We start from the raw sequence: 19,779 nt of genomic DNA on the forward strand, positions 1-19,779 counted from the left end.
GCTATCGCGATCGGTCCGGCCGCTCGCTCACGGTGCCGCACAGCAGAAACGGCGCCCCGGAGGGCGCCGTCTCGTCTGTCTCAGCTTGCGAGGACCTCGTCGAGGAGGACGCTGGCCTTCTCTTCGTCGGTCTTCTCCGCGAGGGCCAGTTCGGAGACGAGGATCTGCTTCGCCTTGGCGAGCATGCGCTTCTCTCCGGCCGACAGGCCGCGGTCCTGATCGCGGCGCCAGAGGTCGCGGACGACCTCGCTCACCTTGATGACGTCACCCGAGGCGAGCTTCTCGAGGTTCGCCTTGTAGCGGCGCGACCAGTTGGTCGGCTCCTCTGTGAAGGGTGCGCGCAGCACCTCGAAGACCTTGTCGAGGCCCTCCTTGCCGATGACGTCGCGGACGCCGACGAGGTCGACGTTCTCTGCGGGGACTTCGATGATGAGATCACCCTGCGTGACGTTCAGCTTCAGGTACTTCTTCGTCTCGCCCTTGATGATCCGGTCTTTGACCTCGATGATCGTTGCCGCCCCGTGGTGGGGGTAGACGACCGTCTCGCCAACCTCAAAAAGCATGGAGTTATGTCCTTTCGGCAACCTCCAGGATACCACAGGCGAAATACGCTAAGGTTCTCCGCCCTCCCGCCGGGCCGCGAGACATCCCCGGTCCGGCATCGGCGTCGCCCCGCTCCGCGGGGTGAACGGCGAGCCCCTAGAATGCTGGAGAACCGTCATCCTCAGGAGGATTCGTGAACCGTCGGCTGATCGCGTCGCTGGCCATCGGGGGCGCACTCGTCCTCACCACCACCGGGTGCAGCATGATCTCGCCCCAGGCGACCACGATCGGCTACTCGGCTGCCGAAGGCACCAACGTGCACGACTCGGGCCCCGTCGAGGTGCGCAATGCCCAGATCGTCGCGAACGAGGACGGCTCGGAGGGCAACTTCGTGGCGGCTCTCGTCAACCAGACCGAGGATTCGCACCAACTCAGCATCGAGTTCGGCGAAGGCGGCACCGCCGTGACCGTGCAGGTGCCCGCTAAGACCACGGTGAGCCTGGGCTCCGACGAGGACGAGCCGCTGCTCGTCGAGAACCTCGACGCCCTGCCCGGCACCGATGTGACCACCTTCTTCCAGTCCGGCGAGGCCGAGGGCCAGCTCGTCTCGGTCCCCGTCCTCGACGGCACGCTCGACTACCTGGCGCCGCTGGCTCCCTGAGCCTCAGGCTCCTCCGCTCCGCAGACACGAAGGGCGCCCCGCAGGGGCGCCCTTCGTGGCGTCGGCGGGCGGTCAGCCCTCGAAGCGATACCCGAGCCCGCGCACCGTGACGAGCATCTCGGGCGAACCGGGGTTCTTCTCGATGCGCGAGCGGATGCGCTTGATGTGCACATCGAGCGTCTTGGTGTCGCCGAAGTAGTCGCTCCCCCACACTCGGTCGATGAGCTGGCCGCGCGTGAGCACGCGGCCGGCGTTCCGCATCAGCACCTCGAGGAGCTCGAATTCCTTGAGCGGCATGTTGATCTCGCCGCCGTCCACCGCCACCGTGTGCCGATCGATGTCCAGCACCACGCGCCCGCCTTCCAGCACGCGATCCTCGAGGTCGGCGTCCAATTGCGAGAAGCGGCGCAGCACGGCACGCATGCGGGCCAGCAGCTCTCGAGCCTTGTACGGCTTGGTGACGTAGTCGTCCGCGCCCAGTTCCAGTCCCACCACGATGTCGACCTCGGAGTCCTTCGCGGTCAGCATGATGATCGGCACGGAGCAGGTCGTGCGGATCTGGCGGCACACCTCGGTTCCCGGCATCCCGGGCAGCATCAGATCGAGCAGGACAATGTCGGCGCCCCGGTCGCGGAACGACGCGAGCGCGCTCGGGCCGTCCTCGGCGATCTCGACGTCGTAGCCCTCGCGGCGGAGGAGGTAGGCGAGCGGGTCGGCGAGGTCGGGCTCGTCCTCGACGATCAGGACGCGGGTCATGCGAGTTCTCCATTCCCGGCGGACGCCGGCGTCGTCGTGGTCGCCCGGGGCTCGCCGGGCGGCGGCACCGCGGGCGGCGTCGCGGCAGGCCGCTTCTTCTTGCGGCCTCGCTTGGGCAGGCGGCCGATGTCGGGCGCGTCGATCTGCGGCAGGCGGATGGTGAAGGTCGAACCCCGCCCCGGACGCGACCAGAGGCGCACCTCACCGCCGTGGCGCTGGACCGCGTGCTTGACGATCGACAGTCCGAGCCCGCTGCCGCCCGTCCGGCGCGCGCGTGCGGGGTCGGCGCGGTAGAACCGCTCGAAGATCCGGTCCTGATCTCCCTCGGCGATGCCGATGCCGCGATCCGTGACCGCGATCTCCACGACGCGGTCGGCGGCCTTCACGCCCACCCCGACGCTCGAGCCCGGGGGCGAGTACGCGATGGCGTTGGCGATGAGATTGCCGACGGCCTCGCTGAGCACCTGGGCGTCGCCGCGGACGTACAGCCCCCGCCCGCCGCCGCGGATCACCTCGACCCCGGCCGAGGCCGCCTGAATCGCGTGCGCGTCCAGCGCGGAGGCGACGATCTCGTCGACCGAGACGTCCTGCTGCGGCATCTCGTCGGAGGCCTGCAGGCGCGACAGGTTCATGATGCGCGATGTCAGGAGAGCAAGACGCGATGCCTCCGCCTGCAGGCGCGCGGCGAAGATCCGCACCTGCGGCGGATCGTCCGCGGCGGACTCGATGGCCTCGGCGAGCAGGCTCACCGCACCGACCGGCGTCTTCAGCTCATGGCTGGTGTTGGCGACGAAGTCGCGGCGCATCTCTTCGACGCGCTCCCTCTCGGTGACGTCGCGGAGCACGAGGAGAGTGAGGCGTGGCGAGATGCGCGTGGCGCGCACCGCCACGAGGCGGGGCTCCGCCGGGGGCGCTCCGCGCCGGAGTCGCATCGTCCGGGTCGCGGTCGTCTCAGCCGCCGCCGAGTCGCTCGTCCGCACGCGGCGCGCCAGCGTGCGCAGCTCATCGCTCGGCAGCGTCCCGCCCTCCGCGAGCTCGAAGGCCCTCGCTGCGGCCGATGCAGCCAGCACCGTGAAGGACGTGTCGACGACGACGGCGGGATCGTCCATGCCGTGCAGCACCCCCCGCACGCCGTCGGGGATCTCGACGGAGGTCTCGGCCTGCGCGCGCTCGCGGGCTCGCATCGCCGCGACCACGACGGCTGAGATGGAACCGCCGATGAGTATCCCCGCGAGGAGGGCGAGCAGCGCGAGCTGCGTCGTGTGCATGGGACCAGCGTAGGCGCACCGTCACCGCCGGATCGGCCGGGAAGCGGGGCCCCGGCGCAGGAGCGGGGTACTGTTCACCGCGGCGGCACCATCCGTTAACCTTCCCTGGCGACAATCGCCGGGGCCAGGCGCGAGCCGCCCTGAAACAGGAAAGGTGCGTCGGAATGCGCGAAGTCTTCCACCAGTCCCTCGAGGACGTGCAGGGGCGTCTCGTCGAGATCGCCGAGCTCGTCACGGTGGCCATCGACAAGGCGACGCGCGCGTTCGGCACGAGTGACGTCGCGCTGGCCGAGGAGGTCATCGAGGCCGATGCGGTCATCGACGAGAAGGCCATCGAGCTGGACGAGCTCGCCATCGAGATCCTGGCACGTCAGCAGCCGGTCGCCCGCGACCTTCGCATCGTCGTCAGTGCGCTCCGCATGAGTGCGTCGCTGGAGCGCATGGGCGACATCGCCGAGCACATCGCGCAGCTGACGCGGATGCGCTTCCCGGAGCGTGCCATCCCCAAGGGCCTGAAGTCCACGTTCCTCAAGATGGGCGAACTCGATGTCGAGGCGGCGCGCCAGCTCACCGAGCTGCTGCGCACGCAGGACGGCGACCTCATCGACGAGATCCGCAACGCCGACGACAAGCTCGATGAGCTGCACGTCTCGGTGTTCGAGAAGGTGCTCAGCGACAGCTGGCAGGGCGACCCGTCGGCCACCGTCGACGCCACGCTCGCGAGCCGCTACCACGAGCGCTTCGGCGATCACGCGGTGTCGGTCGCGAAGAAGGTCGCGTACCTCTCCACCGGGGACTGGACGACCAGCACGGACGCCATCGACATCATCACGCGCGGCTGAGCCGGCGCACAGAAGAAGGGACCGGATGCCTCAGCCCGAGGCATCCGGTCCCTTCTCGCACATCTGCTACTTCTTGCCCTGGGCGGCGACCGCGGCGGCACCGGCGGCGGCGGCCTCGGGATCGAGGTACTCGCCCTCGCCGATCGGCTCGAGGTTCTCGTCGAGGCGGTACACCAGCGGGATGCCCGTGGGGATGTTGAGCTCGGCGATGTCGGCGTCGCTGATGCCGTCGAGGTGCTTCACGAGACCTCGCAGCGAGTTGCCGTGCGCGGTGACCAGCACGGTCTTGCCGGCCTTCAGATCGGGCACGATGTCGCTGTGCCAGTAGGGCAGCATGCGATCGATCACGATCTTGAGCGACTCGGTGTCGGGCACCTCGCCGTCGATGCCCGCGTAGCGGGGGTCGCCCACCTGGCTGTACTGGTCGTCGGCGGGGAGCGGCGGCGGCGGCACATCGAACGAGCGGCGCCACAGCATGAACTGCTCGTTGCCGAACTCCTCGAGCGTCTGCGCCTTGTCTTTGCCCTGGAGGGCGCCGTAGTGACGCTCATTGAGGCGCCACGAGCGCTTGACGGGGATCCAGAGCCGGTCGGCGGCGTCCAGCGCGATGTCGGCGGTCTGGATGGCGCGGCTGAGCACCGAGGTGTGCAGCACGTCGGGAAGGATGCCCGACTCGGCGAGCAGCTCGCCGCCGCGCTGGGCCTCGGCCTTGCCCTGGTCGGTGAGGCGGACGTCGACCCACCCGGTGAACTGGTTGGTCTTGTTCCACTCGCTCTGGCCGTGTCGGAGGAGGATCAGCGTGTAGGGCGCGGTCATGCGCCCCATGATATCCGGGCGGTGTGGCCGCCTCCGCGCCCGTGACGGCCCCGGGCGGCGGCTGCTGACATCATGGAGGCATGGCGCGGGGACCGGTCGGGCAGATCACGCGCGGCACCACCGGCACGAACCGGCTGCGGCGGGTGGACCGGTGGATCGCACGGCACGTGTCTCTGCGCCGCGCCGCCGACCCGCTCGTGGTCGATCTCGGCTACGGGGCGAGCGGCGTCACGGCCCTGGAGCTCTACGCGCGCCTGGCCGCGACACGTCCCGACGTGGAGGTGCTGGGACTCGAGATCGATCCCGCCCGCGTCGCCCGTGCCCGGGAGCAGCTGCGGCTCGTGCGCGCGGGCGGCACCCCGTTCCCGCCGGAGGCGCGGGTCTCCTTCGCGCGCGGCGGCTTCGAGGTTCCCGTCCCGGCGGGGCGCCGCCCGGCGGTCGTGCGGGCGTTCAACGTGCTGCGGCAGTACGACGAGTCCGACGTCGAGGGAGCGTGGGCGTCCATGGCCGCGCGGCTCGCGCCCGGTGGCGTCCTCGTCGAGGGCACGTGCGACGAGATCGGCCGCATCGCGACGTGGGTGGCCGTCGGGCCCGACGCCGTGCCGCGCACGCTCACGGTCTCGCTGCGGCTGGCCGGGCTGCAGCATCCGTCCGTCGCCGCGGAGCGGCTCCCGAAGGCTCTCATCCACCGCAACGTGCCGGGCGAGCGCGTCCACGCGTTCCTCGTCGCGCTCGACGACGAATGGCACCGTGCCGCGAGCGTCTCGCCCTTCGGACCGGTGCATCGGTGGCGCACGGCGCTGTCCGCCCTCGCCGACAGCGGCTGGCCGGTGCTCGAGCGGCCGCGCTGGCGGCTGGGCGAGGTCACCGTGCCGTGGGATGCCGTGGCCCCGACCTGACCTCCCGGCTCACGCGTGGTTCACACCCGGGGCAGAAGTGCGCGCGCCTCGGCCGGCGGCATGCCCGTCGCGGTGAGGAGGTCCACGGCCAGGGGCCGGAGCGCCGTGATCAGGTTCTGCTCGCCGAGAGAGCCGTCGGGCAGCAGCCGGGCGGGATCGAGCCGGACCGCGACCGCTCGCAGCGCCTCGCGCGCCGGCACCTGCAGCGAGATGTCGTCGAGGCTCTCGCCGACGAGCTCGGACGCCCGCATGAGCTCGGCGAGGATGTCGGCCGGGACCGGGCGGCGCTGCCCGTCTTCGCACAGGTACACCGCACGGCGCGCGACCACGCGCAGGTTGCGTGTCGCGAAGTCCATCGCCTGCAGCACGGCGTGATGGCGCTGCAGCTCGGCACGCTGCGGCCGCAGCCAGGGTGAGAACCCGGCGACCGCGAGCCCGGAGTCCAGCGACGCGCGCCACTCGTCGATCCGCGGCGCGATCGCGCGGGCCTTGTCGAGGCCGCGCCCGGCCCGCAGGGCGTCGCCGCGGCGGAGACCCTGCACGATCGCCCGGGCCGAGCTGTCGGCGGCCGCGAACACGGCGTGGCCGTCGCGGGCCTCCTCCCGCCGCGGGTTGCGCGGGATGAGGGCCGTCACCACGAGCGCGGCGATGCCACCCACGATCCCGTCGGCGAGGCGCGCGAAGGGCTGCGTCGCCGGGAGCGACATCACGATGCACGCCTGGACGCCGGCCATGATGGCGAAGGGCGGATAGGGCGAGAGGAACCGGGCGACGACCAGGGTCACGCCGAGCGCCAGCGCGAGCTGCCACCATCCCGGCCCGACCACGAGGACGAACCCCTCGGCGACGAGGATGCCCACCAGCATCCCGACGACCGTCTCGAGCACGCGGCGCGGCCGGGCATCCCGCACGAGGCCGAGGCTCGAGATCGTCACCGTGGCCGCCAGCAGCGGTGCGGCGTGCCCGGTCACGTAATGCGCGAACGCCCACGCACCCGCCGCGGCGACGGTGATCTGCAGGATCGCGATGGCCGATACGCGCACACGCGCGAGCCGCGGCCGCACCTGCACCCGGGCACGCCAGCCCGTCGGCACCGCCTGGGTGATCGCGGCGGTGTCGCCGTCACCGCTCACCGTGGTGCGCCCTACTGCGCCGCCGCGCGGCGCGACAGTCGGGTGATCCTGGGCACGTTCGCCGTGGCGCCCGCGTTCGGCGGGACCACGACCTCCTGCGCCGCGGCGACCGGGCCGTCGGCGGTGTCGACCGTGAGCGCCGCATCTACCGGCGTCGTCCTGCGGACGACCGCCAGGGCGATCGGCCCTTCCTCGTGGTGCAGGGCGGCGGAGGTGACGATCCCCACCGCGTCGTCGCCCAGACGCACGGCCGCGCCGTGCGCGGGCAGCACGCTGCCGGAGCCGTCCAGCTGCAGCGCCACGAGCCTCCGCGGCGGGTGGCCCAGGTTGTGCACCTTGGCGATGGTCTCCTGCCCGCGGTAGCAGCCCTTGTCGAGGTGCACGGCGGTGCGCAGCCAGTCGAGTTCGTGCGGCAGGGCCCGCTCGTCGACATCGGTGGTCCAGCGCGGACGCCACGCGGCGACACGGAGTGCCTCGACCGCGGCGAGTCCTGCCAGCGCGATCTCGCCCCGGGCCGCAGCATCCGCGATCCGCTGCTCCTCGGCGCGCGTGACGATCGCCTCCGACCAGTCCCGCTCGGCGCCGGGGTGCGGGTCGACCGCCGCGTACGCGTGGCCGCCGGGCGAGACCGAGGGCCAGGGGTCGCGCCAGACCAGCGGCAGCCCGGCCGGGCTGGCGGGAGAGACGCGCTCGAGCGCCGCCGCCGTGCCGCCCACGACGGCGTACTCGTCGTCGGCGATGCGGGGATCGACCCGCAGGCGGAAGCGCATCTTGCGGAGCCAGTCGTGCAGGGCCGTGCCGTCTGCGCGGTCCGCGATAAGCCACGTGGTCGCGCCGTCATCGACGACGGATGCCGCGTGCTCGACGTGCCCCTGCGGGTCGAGGATCAGCAGCTCGGTGCTGACACCCGGCTCGAGCCGGGCCAGCGCCTGCGACGAGAGCGAGTCGAGCCAGGTCAGCCGATCGTCGCCGGGGACCGCGATGACGACGCGGTCCGCGCGCGGCGCGAGTGCGGCGCCTGCGGCCAGCCGCCGCTGCTCGACGAGCGGGTTGCCCACGTGCTGCAGCCCCACGTCGTCGACGACGGCGCCGGGGACGGCGGCGAAGAGCCCGGCCCTGTCCATGCTCACTCCGCCTTTGCCAGACGGGCCGACGCGTGGGCCGAGAGCTCGAAGCCGAGGGCCGCGATGTCCCACGCCCACAGCAGGTGGCCGTCGACGAGTCCGTACATGCGAGCGGCCGCCGCGTACGACTTCGCGCCGGCGGGGCGCACCACGGCATCGGTCGCGATGTCGATCCGGGGGCCCTTGATCTGACCGAGGTACAGCTCGCTGACGCCGTCGGCGTGGACCAGCGCGGCCTCGAGGTCGAACCCGCCGTCGGAATTGCGGAGCTTCTCGATGTCGTCCGCGGTGCGGACGACAGGGGCGACGAGCGCCGGCAGCAGGCCGGGACCCGGGTCGCCCTCGGTGGCGGGGATCGCCAGGCGCCAGTAGCCGAGCTCGGCCACGAGACGGGTGCGCTGGTCGGGATCGTCCGCGTCATGCAGCCACGCGTCGGCCGAGTAGTTCAGATACCCGCCCCCGTCGTGGCTGAAGCTCACGCGGTGCGTGAACTCGCCGGCATAGGAATGCTCGCCGTAGTCGATGACGCCGGTGCCCTCCCACACGCCGATGAGCCACGAGAGCGGAACCAGCTCCGCGGGAAGGCCGGTCGGGATGTCGAGCACGACGCGACCTGTCAGCGCTGGCCGCGGTAAAGGTTCTTGACGACGACCGCCGAGACGAAGACGATCGCGAGCGACGCCAGACCGAGCAGACCCACGTAGAACAGTTCGAGCGCGACGAGATCCATGCGTCCAGTCTAAGGGGAACCGGATGCCGTGCCGGGCGGTGCTACGCGGGAACGAGGGCCGCCAGCCCGAAACCCAGGCTGATGACGCCCATGACCAGCGCCGCGCCCAGGACGCTCGCCGCGACCCGCTCGGTGAAACCCTGCGACCGGCCCGACCAGAGCTGGATCGCGAACGCGGCGATGAGGCATCCGCCCAATCCGACGCCGAGCCACGCTCCGCGCCAGTCCGGCGTCGCCAGGACGCCGATCACGACCGCGATCACCGCCGCGAACACCCAGACGGCGATGATGCCGCCGAACGTGCGGCGAGGGGCGAGTTCAGGCACGGCCACGAGTACATCTTCCCGCATCACGCCCCACCCCGCATCCCGCGCGCCCGCGTGCCCGAACGTCACGAGCGCGGAACGCTCCGCCGGCACGCCCTACACTGGGGTTCGCGGCGTGCCCCCACGCGCCGGGAAGGCATCCATTGGCACAGCTCCTGGTCCTCAGCTCCACGCACGGAGGCGGCCCAGTCCTGCCTTCGCTCGAACTGCTGAGCCACCGCGTGCGCCTCATCCCGGCAGAACCCGCCCAGCTGGTCAACGCCCCGAGTGCCGACATCATCTTCGTCGACGCGCGCGTGGACCTCGTGGGCGCCAAGTCGCTGTGCAAGATCCTGAACACGACCGGGCTCGACGCGCCGCTGCTGCTGATCGTGACCGAGGGCGGCCTCACCGCGGTCTCGCCCGACTGGGGCGTCGACGACGTCATCCTCTTCACGGCCGGCCCCGCCGAGGTCGACGCGCGCATCCGCCTGGCCGTCGGCCGCCAGTCGGCCGAACAGGTCTCGACGCGCATCCAGACCTCCGGCATCACGATCGACGAGTCCTCGTACTCGGCCAAGGTGCACGGTCGGCCGCTCGACCTCACGTACAAGGAGTTCCAGCTCCTGCACTTCTTCGCCACCCATCCCTCGCGCGTCTTCACGCGCGAGCAGCTGCTCAGCGAAGTGTGGGGCTACGACTACTTCGGCGGCACGCGCACGGTCGACGTGCACGTGCGGCGGCTGCGCGCCAAGCTCGGCGACATGGAGCAGCTCATCGGCACCGTGCGCAACGTGGGCTACCGCTTCAACGTCTACGAAGACGAGCCGGAGCCCACCCGCGAGCGCACCGAGGCCTGAGGGCGCACGCTGCGGTCGCAGCATCCATCCGGTTCACCCTCTCGTCACATGACCCTGCAATGATGAGGGGATGATCGAACCCGAGGTGCTCGACGCCGGACTGGGCGACGCGGACGACGACGACTTCGACCTGTCGGAGGTGTTCGACTCGCAACTCCCCGACCACCGCTATCTGGACCGCGAGCTGAGCTGGCTCGCCTTCAATCAGCGGGTGCTCGAGCTCGCCGAGGATCCGAACCTCCCCACCCTCGAGCGTGCGAACTTCCTGGCGATCTTCGCGAGCAACCTCGACGAGTTCTTCATGGTGCGCGTCGCCGGCCTCAAGCGTCGTATCGTGACGGGCCTCGCCCTTCCGACGAATGTCGGGCGCTCCCCCGCCGAGGTGCTCGCCGACATCTCCGCCGAGGCGCACCGCCTGCAGCTGCGCCACGCAGAGGCCTGGACCTCGCTCGTCAAGCCGGCGATGGCCGATGCCGGCATCGAGGTCGTGTCGTACGACACGCTCGACGACGACGAGCGGGCGGCCCTGTACGACTACTTCCAGGCGCAGGTGTTCCCGGTTCTCATGCCCCTGGCGGTCGATCCGGCCCACCCCTTCCCCTACATCTCCGGCCTGTCGCTGAACCTCGCGATCCGCATCCGCAGCGCGCGCACCGGGCGGCAGGAGTTCGCGCGTCTCAAGGTGCCGCCGATGCTCCCGCGCTTCGTCGAGCTTCCGCCCGTCGACGGCACGGTGCGCTACCTGCCGCTCGAGGACCTGATCTCCAACCACCTCGACGACCTCTTCCCCGGCATGGAGGTGCTCGACCACCACGCGTTCCGCCTCACGCGCAACGAGGACGTCGTGATCGAGGAGGACGAGACCGAGAACCTCATCCAGGCGCTCGAGGCCGAGCTGCTGCGGCGGCGGTTCGGGCCGCCCATCCGCCTCGAGATCACCGACGACATGGACGACGTGACACTCGACCTCCTCATCAAGGAGCTCGACATCACGGAGCAGGAGGTCTACCGCCTGCCCGGCCCGCTCGACCTTCGCGGCCTGTTCGACCTGGCCCGCATCGACCGGCCCGACCTCCACTACAAGCCCCACCTCCCGACCACCGCGCTGGCCTTCCAGCCGGGCGACAACAACGAGCGGCCCGACATCTTCGCCTCGATCCGCAAGGGCGATGTGCTGGTGCACCACCCGTACGAGTCGTTCGCGACGAGCGTGCAGGCGTTCCTCGAACAGGCCGCGAAGGACCCGCACGTCCTCGCCATCAAGCAGACGCTCTACCGCACGTCCGGCGACAGCCCGATCGTGGAGGCGCTGATCGATGCGGCCGAGGCCGGCAAGCAGGTGCTCGCGCTCGTCGAGATCAAGGCGCGTTTCGACGAGGCCAACAACATCGTCTGGGCGCGCAAGCTCGAGAAGGCGGGCGTGCACGTCGTGTACGGCCTCGTGGGCCTCAAGACCCACTGCAAGCTCGCGCTCGTCATCCGCGAGGAGAACGGCGTGCTGCGCAGCTACAGCCACGTCGGCACCGGCAACTACAACCCGAAGACCAGCCGGCTGTACGAGGACTTCGGCCTGTTCACCGCCGACGACCTCGTGGGCCGCGACCTCACCCGCCTGTTCAACGAGTTGAGCGGCTACGCGATCGAGAAGAAGTTCAAGCGCCTTCTGGTCGCACCGCTCCACCTGCGCAAGGGCCTGCTGCGCCTCATCGAGAAGGAGCGCCGCAATGCGCTCGCGGGCAAGCCCGCCAGCGTGCGCATCAAGGTGAACTCCATGGTCGACGAGCAGATCATCGACGCCCTGTATCGCGCCAGCCAGGCGGGCGTGAAGGTCGAGGTGTGCGTGCGGGGCATCTGCTCGCTGAAGCCGGGCGTCGAGGGGATGAGCGAGAACATCACGGTTCGCTCGATCCTCGGCCGCTACCTGGAGCACTCGCGGATCTTCGCGTTCCACAACGACGGTGATCCCGTCGTCTACATCGGGAGCGCCGACATGATGCACCGCAACCTCGACCGCCGTGTCGAGGCGCTCGTGCGCGTCTCGACCCCCGCTCACGTCAAGGAACTCAACGACCTCTTCACCCTCTCGATGAGCGACCACACCAGTTCGTGGCATCTCGGCCCCGACGGCGAGTGGGTGCGTCACAACCTCGGCCCGGACGGCAAGCCGCTCGTCGACCTGCAGGACCGGACGATGACCAACGTGCAGCGCCGCCGGCGCGCACGGGCGGTGCGATGACGGAGACCGCCGTCTACGCGGCCGGCGGCGTCGTCTGGCGCATCGTGGACGACAAGGTGTGCGTTCTCGTGATCCACCGCACGAAGTACCGCGACATCACCCTCCCCAAAGGCAAGGTGGATCCCGGCGAGATGCTCGCCGAGACAGCGGTCCGCGAGATCCGCGAGGAGACCGGCATCCGCGTCTCGCTGGGCGTCCCGGTGGGCGTGTCGAGATATCGCCTGCCGAGCAAGCGCACCAAGATCGTGCACTACTGGGCGGCAGAGGCGACGGATGCCGCCATCCGCTCATCCGCCTTCGTTCCCAACAAGGAGATCGCCGCCATCGAGTGGCTCTCACCCAAGAAGGCCCTCATGAGGCTGAGCTACCCCGTCGATGTCGAGATCGTCGAGAACTTCCTGCGCCTCATCGACGAGGGCGTGCTGCGCACCTTTCCCATCGTCGCTCTGCGTCACGCCAAGGCGGTCTCGCGTGAGGAGTGGAAGGGGAAGGATGCTGCGCGCCCGCTGGCCCCGCGCGGGAAGAAGCAGGCGAACTCGATCGTGGGTCCGCTGCTCGCGTTCGGCGTTCGCAGGATCGTCTCGAGCCCGGCCACGCGCTGCATGAAGACGGTCGCTCCCCTGTCGTCGGCGCTCGGCCGCACCATCGACACCACGAAGCTCATCAGTCAGGACGCGTGGGAGGAAGGCAAGTCCGACGCCCGCACGGTGATCGGCGACCGGGTGCGCTCGCGCAGGCCCGCCGTGCTGTGCAGCCACGGGCCCGTCCTGCCCGACATCCTCAGCGAACTGGCCCTCGCGACCGGCACATTGCGCGGTTCCTATCTGGGCAGCGCGTCGGCGCTCGAGCCCGCCGCGTTCTCGGTGGTGCACCTGTCGGTCGACAATCCCGGCTCGGGGATCGTGACGATCGAGACCCACACGCCGAAGGTCTGACGCCCTCGCGCACCTGCCCACCTCCTGCCGTTCACCTTCCGTTCACCGGCGAAGCGCAATCTCTTAAGGGTCCGAGCCTACGTTTCAGAGCGAACCCCGCACCGGGTTCTCACCCGAAGGCCTGCTACGGGCCTGAATTCCCTGACACGTGAAGGATTCACACAGTGAAGATCTCTCGCATCGCCCAGGTGGGCGCTGTCGCCGCGATCGCGGCTCTCACCCTCGCCGGCTGCGCCGCGAACGAGGCCTCCGGCGGCACCACCGGCGAGACCACGGCTGCGTCCGACCTCTCCGGCGAGATCGCCGGCGGCGGCGCGTCGTCGCAGGAGGTGGCAGTCCAGGCCTGGACCGCAGGCTTCCAGCAGGCCAACCCCGACGTCACGATCACCTACGACCCCTCCGGGTCGGGCGCGGGACGCGAGTCGTTCCAGGCCGGCGCATTCCCGTTCGCCGGCTCGGACCGCGCGTTCAAGATCGAGGAGATCGAGGCCGGACCGTTCGACGCGTGCGTCGACGGCTCGGGCATCATCGAGCTCCCGACCTACATCTCGCCGATCGCGGTCATCTTCAACGTCGAGGGCGTCGACTCGCTCAACCTCGACGCCGCGACCACCGCGGGCCTGTTCGCCGGCACGATCACGAAGTGGAACGACCCGGCGATCGCCGCGCTCAACGAGGGTGTCGACCTCCCCGACCTGGCCGTGACGCCGGTGCACCGCGCTGATGACTCGGGCACCACCGAGAACTTCACCGACTACCTGTACCAGACCGCCGGCGACGTCTGGACGTACGAGCCCGACGGCGTGTGGCCGTCGACCCCGGCCGCCGGCGAGGCCGCCCAGGGCACCTCCGGCGTCGTCTCCGCCGTCTCGGGCGGCAACGGCACCATCGGCTACGCCGACGCGTCGCGCGCCGCCGAGGAGGGCCTGTCGACCGCCGCGATCCAGGTCGGCGACGAGTTCGTCGAGTACTCGCCCGAGGCCGCCGCCGCGGTCGTCGACGAGTCGCCGTTCGAGGACGGCCGCGGCGAGGGCGACCTCGCCATCGCGCTCGACCGCACGTCGGAGGTCGCGGGCGTCTACCCGATCGTTCTCGTCAGCTACATGATCGCGTGCCAGGAGTACGCCGACGCGGCCGTCGCCCCGATCGTCAAGGGCTACCTCGAGTACGTGGCCAGCCCCGAGGGGCAGGACGCGGCTGCCGCCGCGGCCGGCAGCGCCCCGATCTCCGACGCGCTCCGCGAGAAGGTGAACGCCGCGATCGACTCGATCGTCACCGAGTAACACACACCGATACCCGGTCCGGTCTCACGACCGGGCCGGGTATCACCCCTGAGAGACCCGAATCCAGAAGGACACCATGACCACCACGACCGCCCGCGAGACGGGCAGGGTCAAGCAGCGGCCGGGCGACCGCTGGTTCTCGGGAACCGCGCTCGGCGCCGGCGTGATGATCCTCGTCACGCTGGCTGCCGTGGCGATCTTCCTCATCATCCAGTCGATCCCGGGCCTGACCGCCACGAGCGACACCGCCAGCATCCTCTCGGGCAGTTTCTGGGAGTACGTGTGGCCGCTCGCGTTCGGCACGGTGTGGGCATCGTTCCTGGCCCTCCTCATGGCCGTGCCGCTGGCCGTGTCGGTGGCACTCTTCATCTCGCACTACGCACCGCGGCGCCTCGCGCAGGGTCTCGGCTACATCGTCGACCTGCTCGCCGCGGTGCCTTCCGTCGTCTTCGGCCTGTGGGGCATCCTCGTGCTGGCGCCCGCCGTGCAGCCGGTCTACGCGTGGCTCAACGCCCACATGGGATGGTTCCCCCTCTTCGCCGGCACGGTCTCGAGCACCGGTCGCACGATCTTCACGGCGGCGATCGTGCTCGCCGTCATGGTGGTCCCGATCATCACGGCGATCTGCCGCGAGATCTTCCTCCAGACCCCCGTCCTCCACGAGGAGGCAGCCCTCGCGCTGGGCGCCACCCGCTGGGAGATGGTGCGCATGGCCGTCTTCCCCTTCGGCCGCAGCGGCATCGTCTCGGCGTCCATGCTCGGCCTCGGCCGTGCGCTCGGCGAGACCATGGCGGTCGCCATGGTGCTCTCGGTGGCGAACGTCGTGACGTTCAAGCTGTTCACGTCCGAGAACCCGGGCACGATCCCGGCCAACATCGCCCTGACGTTCCCCGAGGCGTACGGGCTCAACATCAACGTCCTCATCGCGACGGGCCTCATCCTCTTCATCGTCACCTTCGCCGTCAACGCCGTCGCCCGGTGGATCGTCAGCCGGCGCAAGGAATTCTCGGGAGCCAACTGACATGACGCTCGTGACCGCTCCCCCGCAGACCCCCACTCCCCGGCCGGCCGAGCCCAGCCGCCGGCTGACCAGCGGGCACTTGAAGCGCTCCGTCCCGTGGGCGCTCCTGGGCGCCAGCGCCGGTCTGTCGGCCCTCCTCTTCGGCATCGTGGCGATGGCCGACGACCGCGGCTTCGATGTGGCCGCGTGGCTCATCGTCTCCGCTCTGCTCTACCTCGTGCTCATCACCGTCACCTCGAGTCTCGTCGAGGGCCGGCGCAAGGCCGTCGACCGCCTCGTCACGGGCGTCGTGACGCTGGCCTTCCTCATCGCGATGGTCCCGCTCGTCTCGGTGGCCGTCACGGTGGTCGTCAACGGCGTCGCCGGTCTGTCCGCGGAGTTCTTCTCCAACTCGATGCGCAACGTCGTCGGTGAGGGCGGCGGTGCACTCCACGCCATCGTCGGCACGGTGCTCATCACCCTCGCCGCCGCCGTCATCTCGATCCCGATCGGCATCTTCACAGCGATCTACCTGGTCGAGTACGGCCGCGACGGGCGCCTGAGCCGCGGCATCACGTTCCTCGTCGATGTCATGACCGGCATCCCGTCGATCGTCGCCGGCCTGTTCGCGTACGCCCTGTTCGCGCTCTTCCTCGGCCCCGGCATCCGCATGGGCATCATGGGCTCGGTCGCACTCTCAGTGCTCATGATCCCGGTCGTCGTGCGCTCGACCGAGGAGATGCTGCGCCTCGTCCCCAACGAGCTGCGCGAGGCCTCCTACGCCCTCGGCGTGCCCAAGTGGCGCACGATCGCGAAGGTGGTGCTGCCGACCTCGATGGCCGGCATCACCACCGGCGTCATGCTGTCCATCTCGCGCGTCATCGGCGAGACCGCGCCGCTGCTTCTCACCGCCGGGGTGGCGACATCCATGAACTACAACCTCTTCGAGGGCCGCATGATGACGCTCCCCGTCATGGCCTATTCCCAGTACATGAACCAGGGCATCCCGGCCCAGGCGTACATCGACCGCGCGTGGGCGTGCGCGCTCGTCCTCATCGTCCTCGTGATGCTCCTGAACCTCATCGCGCGCATCGTCGCCAAGGTCTTCTCGCCCAAGCTGGGCCGCTGAGCATCCCCCACCCGAAAGCACCGACAGGAATCATGTCCAAGAGCATCGAAGTCAACGACCTCAACGTCTACTACGGCGACTTCCTCGCCGTCGAGGGCGTCGCGCTCGAGATCGAGCCGCGCAGCGTCACCGCGTTCATCGGCCCCTCCGGCTGCGGCAAGTCGACGTTCCTGCGCACCCTCAACCGCATGCACGAAGTCATCCCCGGCGCCCGCGTCGAGGGCGAGGTGCTGCTGGACGGCAACAACCTCTACGCCCCGAACGTCGACCCCGTGCTCGTGCGCCGCCAGGTCGGGATGGTGTTCCAGCGGCCCAACCCGTTCCCGACGATGTCGATCAAGGAGAACGTGCTGGCCGGAGTGAAGCTGAACAACAAGAAGCTCTCGAAGTCGGACTCCGACGCGCTCGTCGAGAAGTCGCTGCGCGGCGCGAACCTGTGGAACGAGGTCAAGGACCGGCTCGACAAGCCCGGCTCGGGCCTCTCGGGCGGTCAGCAGCAGCGTCTGTGCATCGCGCGCGCGATCGCCGTGTCGCCCGAGGTGATCCTGATGGACGAGCCCTGCTCGGCGCTCGACCCCATCTCGACGTACGCGATCGAGGAACTGATCGGCGAGCTCAAGAACGACTACACCGTCGTCATCGTCACGCACAACATGCAGCAGGCGTCGCGCGTGAGCGACAAGACGGCGTTCTTCAACATCGCCGGCACCGGCAAGCCCGGCAAGCTCATCGAATACGACGAGACCCGGACGATCTTCACGACGCCGTCGGTTCAGGCGACCGAGGACTACGTCTCGGGCCGATTCGGGTAGTCGCGACGACCGGATCCGGTTCTCGAGTGGCGAGGAACGAGCCGTATCGAGACACGGGTAGCAGCCGGAAGCGTCAGTCGCGGGGGCTCAGCAGGTAGCGGTTGAAGGATGCCGTGAGCTCGGCGTCCACCGGCACCTCCACGCCGTCGATCGCCGTGACGGGAGCAGCCAGACGCACGCTCGACAGCAGCCACGCAGCATCCGCCTTCCCCATTGCACCGATCGGAAGCGTCTCGTAGCCCGTCGCGAGTCCCTGCTCTTCGAGATGAGCGAACAGGCTGAGCTGCGTGGTGCCGTGGAGGATGCCCCCGTTGGGCGCGGGCGTGACGAACCGGCCGTCGATGCGCAGGATGAGCGACGCCGTCGGCGCCTCGAGCACGAACCCGTCCGAGGTGACGAAGATCGCGTCGTCTGCGCCGCGCCGCTTCGCCTCGCGGAGGGCCGCCATGTTGACCGCGTACGACAGAGTCTTCGCGCCGAGGAGCAGCCAGGGAGCGCTGGCCGGCGTGTCGATGCCATAGCCGCGATCGAGCGTGACGACGCGGATGCCGCGCTCCCGGGCCGCGGTGTTGTCGGGGGCCGCGTTCACCGTGACCCACGCGGTCGGCGCCGGCCCGTGCTCGACCCCGCGGCTCAGGATGAGCTTGATGACGCCCTCCCCCTGGCTGGGCGCGTGCTGCGCGGCGATCTCGACCGCCTGGCGCCACTGCTCGAGGTGCGGGACCGGGAGGTCGCAGATCTCCGCCGAATGGGCGAGGCGCTCCAGGTGGGCCTGTGTCTCCTGCGCGTGCCCGTCGACGACACCGATCGATTCGAAGATGCCGTCGCCGCGCTGCGTGCTCAGCTCGCCGACGCTCAGTGCGGGAGCCGACGGGTCGATGACCCGGAACGAGCCGCCGAAGTCGGGGCGGGGGTCATCCGATGCCGCGGGCTCGATCACGAGCGCGAAACGCAATGCCATCCCCTGAGCCTAGAGGGTCGGAATACGGTGCCCTCCGCCTCGGTTAGACTGTCATGGCCGGGCCGCAGTAACCCCGGGCTCCAAAATTTGCCGCTTCGAGCGGCACCGCGCCGAGAGGCGTTCTGCGGCCCGGCACTTTCATGCCCGGCGTCCCCGCCGCCACAAGCTCGGAGATATTCACGCTGTCGGAGGACCCCGCCGACCGGCTCCGACGCGACGGCGGTCTCCGACATTGTGGCGAGCCCGAGCCACGGCGGCGACAGCGACGACGGAGGCGGAAGGCGGATGCCGCGGCCCGGCGTGTCGCGACATCCGCGACACGGCGGAGGTTCAGGTCAGGGCGTCGCGACGCCAGAGGGCCGCGCAGGCGGCGAGGTCTGCGGCATAGTCGGACAGACGCAGGGCGCGCGTGGTGAACGCGGACGCCCGCTCCGGCTCGGTCGCCTCGTAGTCGTCGGCCACGTGCGTGGCACCCGACGCCTGCACGCGGCAGAAGGCCGCCGCCCGGTCGAGCGCGACGGCGAAGTCGCCTTCGAACAGTCCGCGGAGGATCGTGTCGACGAGCGCGACGAGCTCCTCGGGACCGGCGGGCGACGGCGCCCCCGCCACGACGTCGTCAGCCGAGCGGAGCTCGACACGACCGCGCTCGTACAGGAAGGCGGCCGTGCGCGGGTCGTCGTGGATCATGAGCTGCACGAGGTACAGCCGCCACAGTGCGCCGGGGAGCGTCTTCGCCGGCGAGCGCGACCACAGCTCGGCCAGGTCGTCGATGCCGTGCTCATCGGTGAACGCGACGAGCCGGTCGACGATCGCCCCATCGGGGTCGGCACGCACCCGTGCGAGCAGGGCATGCGCGGTCGTGTGGGCGACGCGCGACACCTCGGCCGGGTCCTCGGCGGAGAACACCCGGTCGAAGAGTTCGCCCGGTCGGCGGACGGGCTTGTGGAACTCCCTGGACGAGTCGCTCATTCCTTCCAGGCTACCCGCCGCCACGAGCACGGGCTCGCGCTGCATCGCGGCCACCCACGGGAGGCACATGACCCGACCCCCGGCTCAGCCCTGGTTGATCCGGATGTGGTTGCCCGCAGGGTCGCGGAATGCCGCGTCGCGCGGACCCCACCCCTGCTCCTTGGGCTCCTGCAGCACCTCGGCGCCGAACGCGCGCAGCTTCTCGAACGTCGCGTCGAGGTCGGTCGTCGTGAAGACGTAGGGTCCGGGGCCCGAGCCCTTCACGACGAGCCGCTGGAGCGCGTCGCCGTCCTCCGGCGAGCGGCCGGCAGTGGGATCCGATACCACCAGCGAGAGCCCGGGCTGCCCGGGGAAGCCGAAGCTCACCCAGCGGTGGCCGTCGTAGGCGACGTCGTTGACCACCTCGAGGCCGAGTCCGTCACGGTAGAACGCAAGGGCGGCGTCGACGTCGTCGACGGTGATGGGGCTGTACGCGAGTGAGATGTTCGTCATGCCGGCCACGCTACGGTGAGCGCGC

At 70.2% G+C, this 19,779-nt stretch carries 21 protein-coding genes; 10 read left to right on the forward strand and 11 right to left on the reverse strand.

Annotated elements, in window-relative coordinates; translation table 11 throughout:
- Window positions 1-80: 80 nt before the first annotated feature.
- Window positions 81-563, reverse strand: a complete 483-nt coding sequence (locus ACN9MP_RS13280) for a CarD family transcriptional regulator (protein WP_426320876.1) — start codon at window positions 561-563, stop codon at window positions 81-83.
- A gap of 173 nt (window positions 564-736) precedes the next feature.
- Here ACN9MP_RS13280 and ACN9MP_RS13285 point away from each other — a divergent pair, with 173 nt between their 5' ends.
- Complete coding sequence (locus ACN9MP_RS13285; protein ID WP_426320877.1) at window positions 737-1,204, forward strand: DNA modification methylase; 468 nt, start codon at window positions 737-739, stop codon at window positions 1,202-1,204.
- A gap of 72 nt (window positions 1,205-1,276) precedes the next feature.
- Here ACN9MP_RS13285 and ACN9MP_RS13290 read toward each other — a convergent pair whose 3' ends face one another.
- Together ACN9MP_RS13290 and ACN9MP_RS13295 are read right to left on the reverse strand one after the other, a co-directional pair.
- On the reverse strand, window positions 1,277-1,960 hold the full coding sequence (locus tag ACN9MP_RS13290; protein ID WP_426320878.1) for a response regulator: 684 nt from the start codon (window positions 1,958-1,960) through the stop codon (window positions 1,277-1,279).
- Window positions 1,957-3,228 carry a sensor histidine kinase gene (locus ACN9MP_RS13295; RefSeq protein ID WP_426320880.1) on the reverse strand — a complete coding sequence of 424 codons (1,272 nt, stop codon included), beginning with the start codon at window positions 3,226-3,228 and terminating at the stop codon, window positions 1,957-1,959. The genes ACN9MP_RS13290 and ACN9MP_RS13295 overlap by 4 nt, the downstream gene beginning before the upstream one ends.
- Before the next feature lie 164 nt (window positions 3,229-3,392).
- On the opposite strand from ACN9MP_RS13295, the gene phoU reads away from it, so the two are divergent.
- Window positions 3,393-4,070 carry a phosphate signaling complex protein PhoU gene (phoU, locus tag ACN9MP_RS13300; RefSeq protein ID WP_426320882.1) on the forward strand — a complete coding sequence of 226 codons (678 nt, stop codon included), beginning with the start codon at window positions 3,393-3,395 and terminating at the stop codon, window positions 4,068-4,070.
- Between the two features lie 66 nt (window positions 4,071-4,136).
- Here the strand turns inward: phoU and ACN9MP_RS13305 are convergent, their stop codons facing one another.
- Window positions 4,137-4,886 carry a phosphoglyceromutase gene (locus ACN9MP_RS13305; RefSeq protein ID WP_426320884.1) on the reverse strand — a complete coding sequence of 250 codons (750 nt, stop codon included), beginning with the start codon at window positions 4,884-4,886 and terminating at the stop codon, window positions 4,137-4,139.
- Between the two features lie 80 nt (window positions 4,887-4,966).
- Between ACN9MP_RS13305 and ACN9MP_RS13310 the strand changes: the two genes are divergently transcribed.
- Window positions 4,967-5,785, forward strand: a complete 819-nt coding sequence (locus ACN9MP_RS13310) for a class I SAM-dependent methyltransferase (protein WP_426320886.1) — start codon at window positions 4,967-4,969, stop codon at window positions 5,783-5,785.
- A gap of 20 nt (window positions 5,786-5,805) precedes the next feature.
- On the opposite strand, the gene ACN9MP_RS13315 is transcribed toward ACN9MP_RS13310, so the two are convergent.
- The 4 genes from ACN9MP_RS13315 to ACN9MP_RS13330 all read right to left on the reverse strand — a co-directional run bounded on the left by ACN9MP_RS13315 (window position 5,806) and on the right by ACN9MP_RS13330 (window position 9,104).
- Window positions 5,806-6,918 (reverse strand): FUSC family protein, encoded by a 1,113-nt coding sequence (locus tag ACN9MP_RS13315; RefSeq protein WP_426320888.1) that lies wholly within the window; start codon window positions 6,916-6,918, stop codon window positions 5,806-5,808.
- Window positions 6,919-6,929: 11 nt separating this feature from the next.
- Window positions 6,930-8,042 carry a YgfZ/GcvT domain-containing protein gene (locus ACN9MP_RS13320; RefSeq protein WP_426320890.1) on the reverse strand — a complete coding sequence of 371 codons (1,113 nt, stop codon included), beginning with the start codon at window positions 8,040-8,042 and terminating at the stop codon, window positions 6,930-6,932.
- A gap of 2 nt (window positions 8,043-8,044) precedes the next feature.
- Complete coding sequence (locus tag ACN9MP_RS13325) at window positions 8,045-8,647, reverse strand: FABP family protein (protein WP_426320892.1); 603 nt, start codon at window positions 8,645-8,647, stop codon at window positions 8,045-8,047.
- A gap of 166 nt (window positions 8,648-8,813) precedes the next feature.
- Window positions 8,814-9,104 (reverse strand): hypothetical protein, encoded by a 291-nt coding sequence (locus tag ACN9MP_RS13330; protein ID WP_426320894.1) that lies wholly within the window; start codon window positions 9,102-9,104, stop codon window positions 8,814-8,816.
- 137 nt (window positions 9,105-9,241) lie between these two features.
- Between ACN9MP_RS13330 and ACN9MP_RS13335 the strand changes: the two genes are divergently transcribed.
- From ACN9MP_RS13335 to pstB, 7 genes are all read left to right on the forward strand, one after another.
- Window positions 9,242-9,937 carry a response regulator transcription factor gene (locus ACN9MP_RS13335; RefSeq protein ID WP_426320896.1) on the forward strand — a complete coding sequence of 232 codons (696 nt, stop codon included), beginning with the start codon at window positions 9,242-9,244 and terminating at the stop codon, window positions 9,935-9,937.
- A 70-nt stretch (window positions 9,938-10,007) separates the two neighbouring features.
- Entirely contained in the window at window positions 10,008-12,173 is a 2,166-nt protein-coding gene (locus ACN9MP_RS13340) for an RNA degradosome polyphosphate kinase (RefSeq protein ID WP_426320898.1), read from the forward strand.
- Window positions 12,170-13,108 carry an NUDIX hydrolase gene (locus ACN9MP_RS13345; RefSeq protein ID WP_426320900.1) on the forward strand — a complete coding sequence of 313 codons (939 nt, stop codon included), beginning with the start codon at window positions 12,170-12,172 and terminating at the stop codon, window positions 13,106-13,108. Before ACN9MP_RS13340 ends, ACN9MP_RS13345 begins: the two co-directional genes overlap by 4 nt.
- 164 nt (window positions 13,109-13,272) lie before the next feature.
- Window positions 13,273-14,391, forward strand: coding sequence for a phosphate ABC transporter substrate-binding protein PstS (gene pstS / locus ACN9MP_RS13350; protein ID WP_426320902.1), 1,119 nt, complete (start codon window positions 13,273-13,275; stop codon window positions 14,389-14,391).
- Between the two features lie 76 nt (window positions 14,392-14,467).
- Window positions 14,468-15,412, forward strand: coding sequence for a phosphate ABC transporter permease subunit PstC (pstC, locus tag ACN9MP_RS13355; protein ID WP_426320903.1), 945 nt, complete (start codon window positions 14,468-14,470; stop codon window positions 15,410-15,412).
- Between the two features lies 1 nt (window position 15,413).
- Window positions 15,414-16,520, forward strand: a complete 1,107-nt coding sequence (gene pstA, locus ACN9MP_RS13360) for a phosphate ABC transporter permease PstA (protein WP_426320905.1) — start codon at window positions 15,414-15,416, stop codon at window positions 16,518-16,520.
- A gap of 32 nt (window positions 16,521-16,552) precedes the next feature.
- Window positions 16,553-17,332: a phosphate ABC transporter ATP-binding protein PstB gene (pstB, locus tag ACN9MP_RS13365; RefSeq protein ID WP_426320906.1), complete on the forward strand. Its 780-nt coding sequence runs from the start codon at window positions 16,553-16,555 to the stop codon at window positions 17,330-17,332.
- Window positions 17,333-17,405: 73 nt separating this feature from the next.
- Here pstB and ACN9MP_RS13370 read toward each other — a convergent pair whose 3' ends face one another.
- The 3 genes from ACN9MP_RS13370 to ACN9MP_RS13380 all read right to left on the reverse strand — a co-directional run bounded on the left by ACN9MP_RS13370 (window position 17,406) and on the right by ACN9MP_RS13380 (window position 19,754).
- The gene (locus ACN9MP_RS13370) at window positions 17,406-18,293 is read right to left on the reverse strand and encodes an aminodeoxychorismate lyase (RefSeq protein WP_426320908.1); all 888 of its coding nucleotides are present in this window, start codon (window positions 18,291-18,293) and stop codon (window positions 17,406-17,408) included.
- Window positions 18,294-18,623: 330 nt separating this feature from the next.
- Window positions 18,624-19,262 (reverse strand): DNA-directed RNA polymerase subunit beta, encoded by a 639-nt coding sequence (locus ACN9MP_RS13375; RefSeq protein ID WP_426320910.1) that lies wholly within the window; start codon window positions 19,260-19,262, stop codon window positions 18,624-18,626.
- An 84-nt stretch (window positions 19,263-19,346) separates the two neighbouring features.
- A complete protein-coding gene (locus ACN9MP_RS13380) occupies window positions 19,347-19,754 on the reverse strand; it encodes a VOC family protein (RefSeq protein ID WP_426320911.1) in 408 nt (135 codons plus the stop codon).
- Window positions 19,755-19,779 lie beyond the last annotated feature (25 nt).

The organism is Microbacterium sp. E-13 (assembly GCF_049912955.1).
GTDB lineage: Bacteria > Actinomycetota > Actinomycetes > Actinomycetales > Microbacteriaceae > Microbacterium.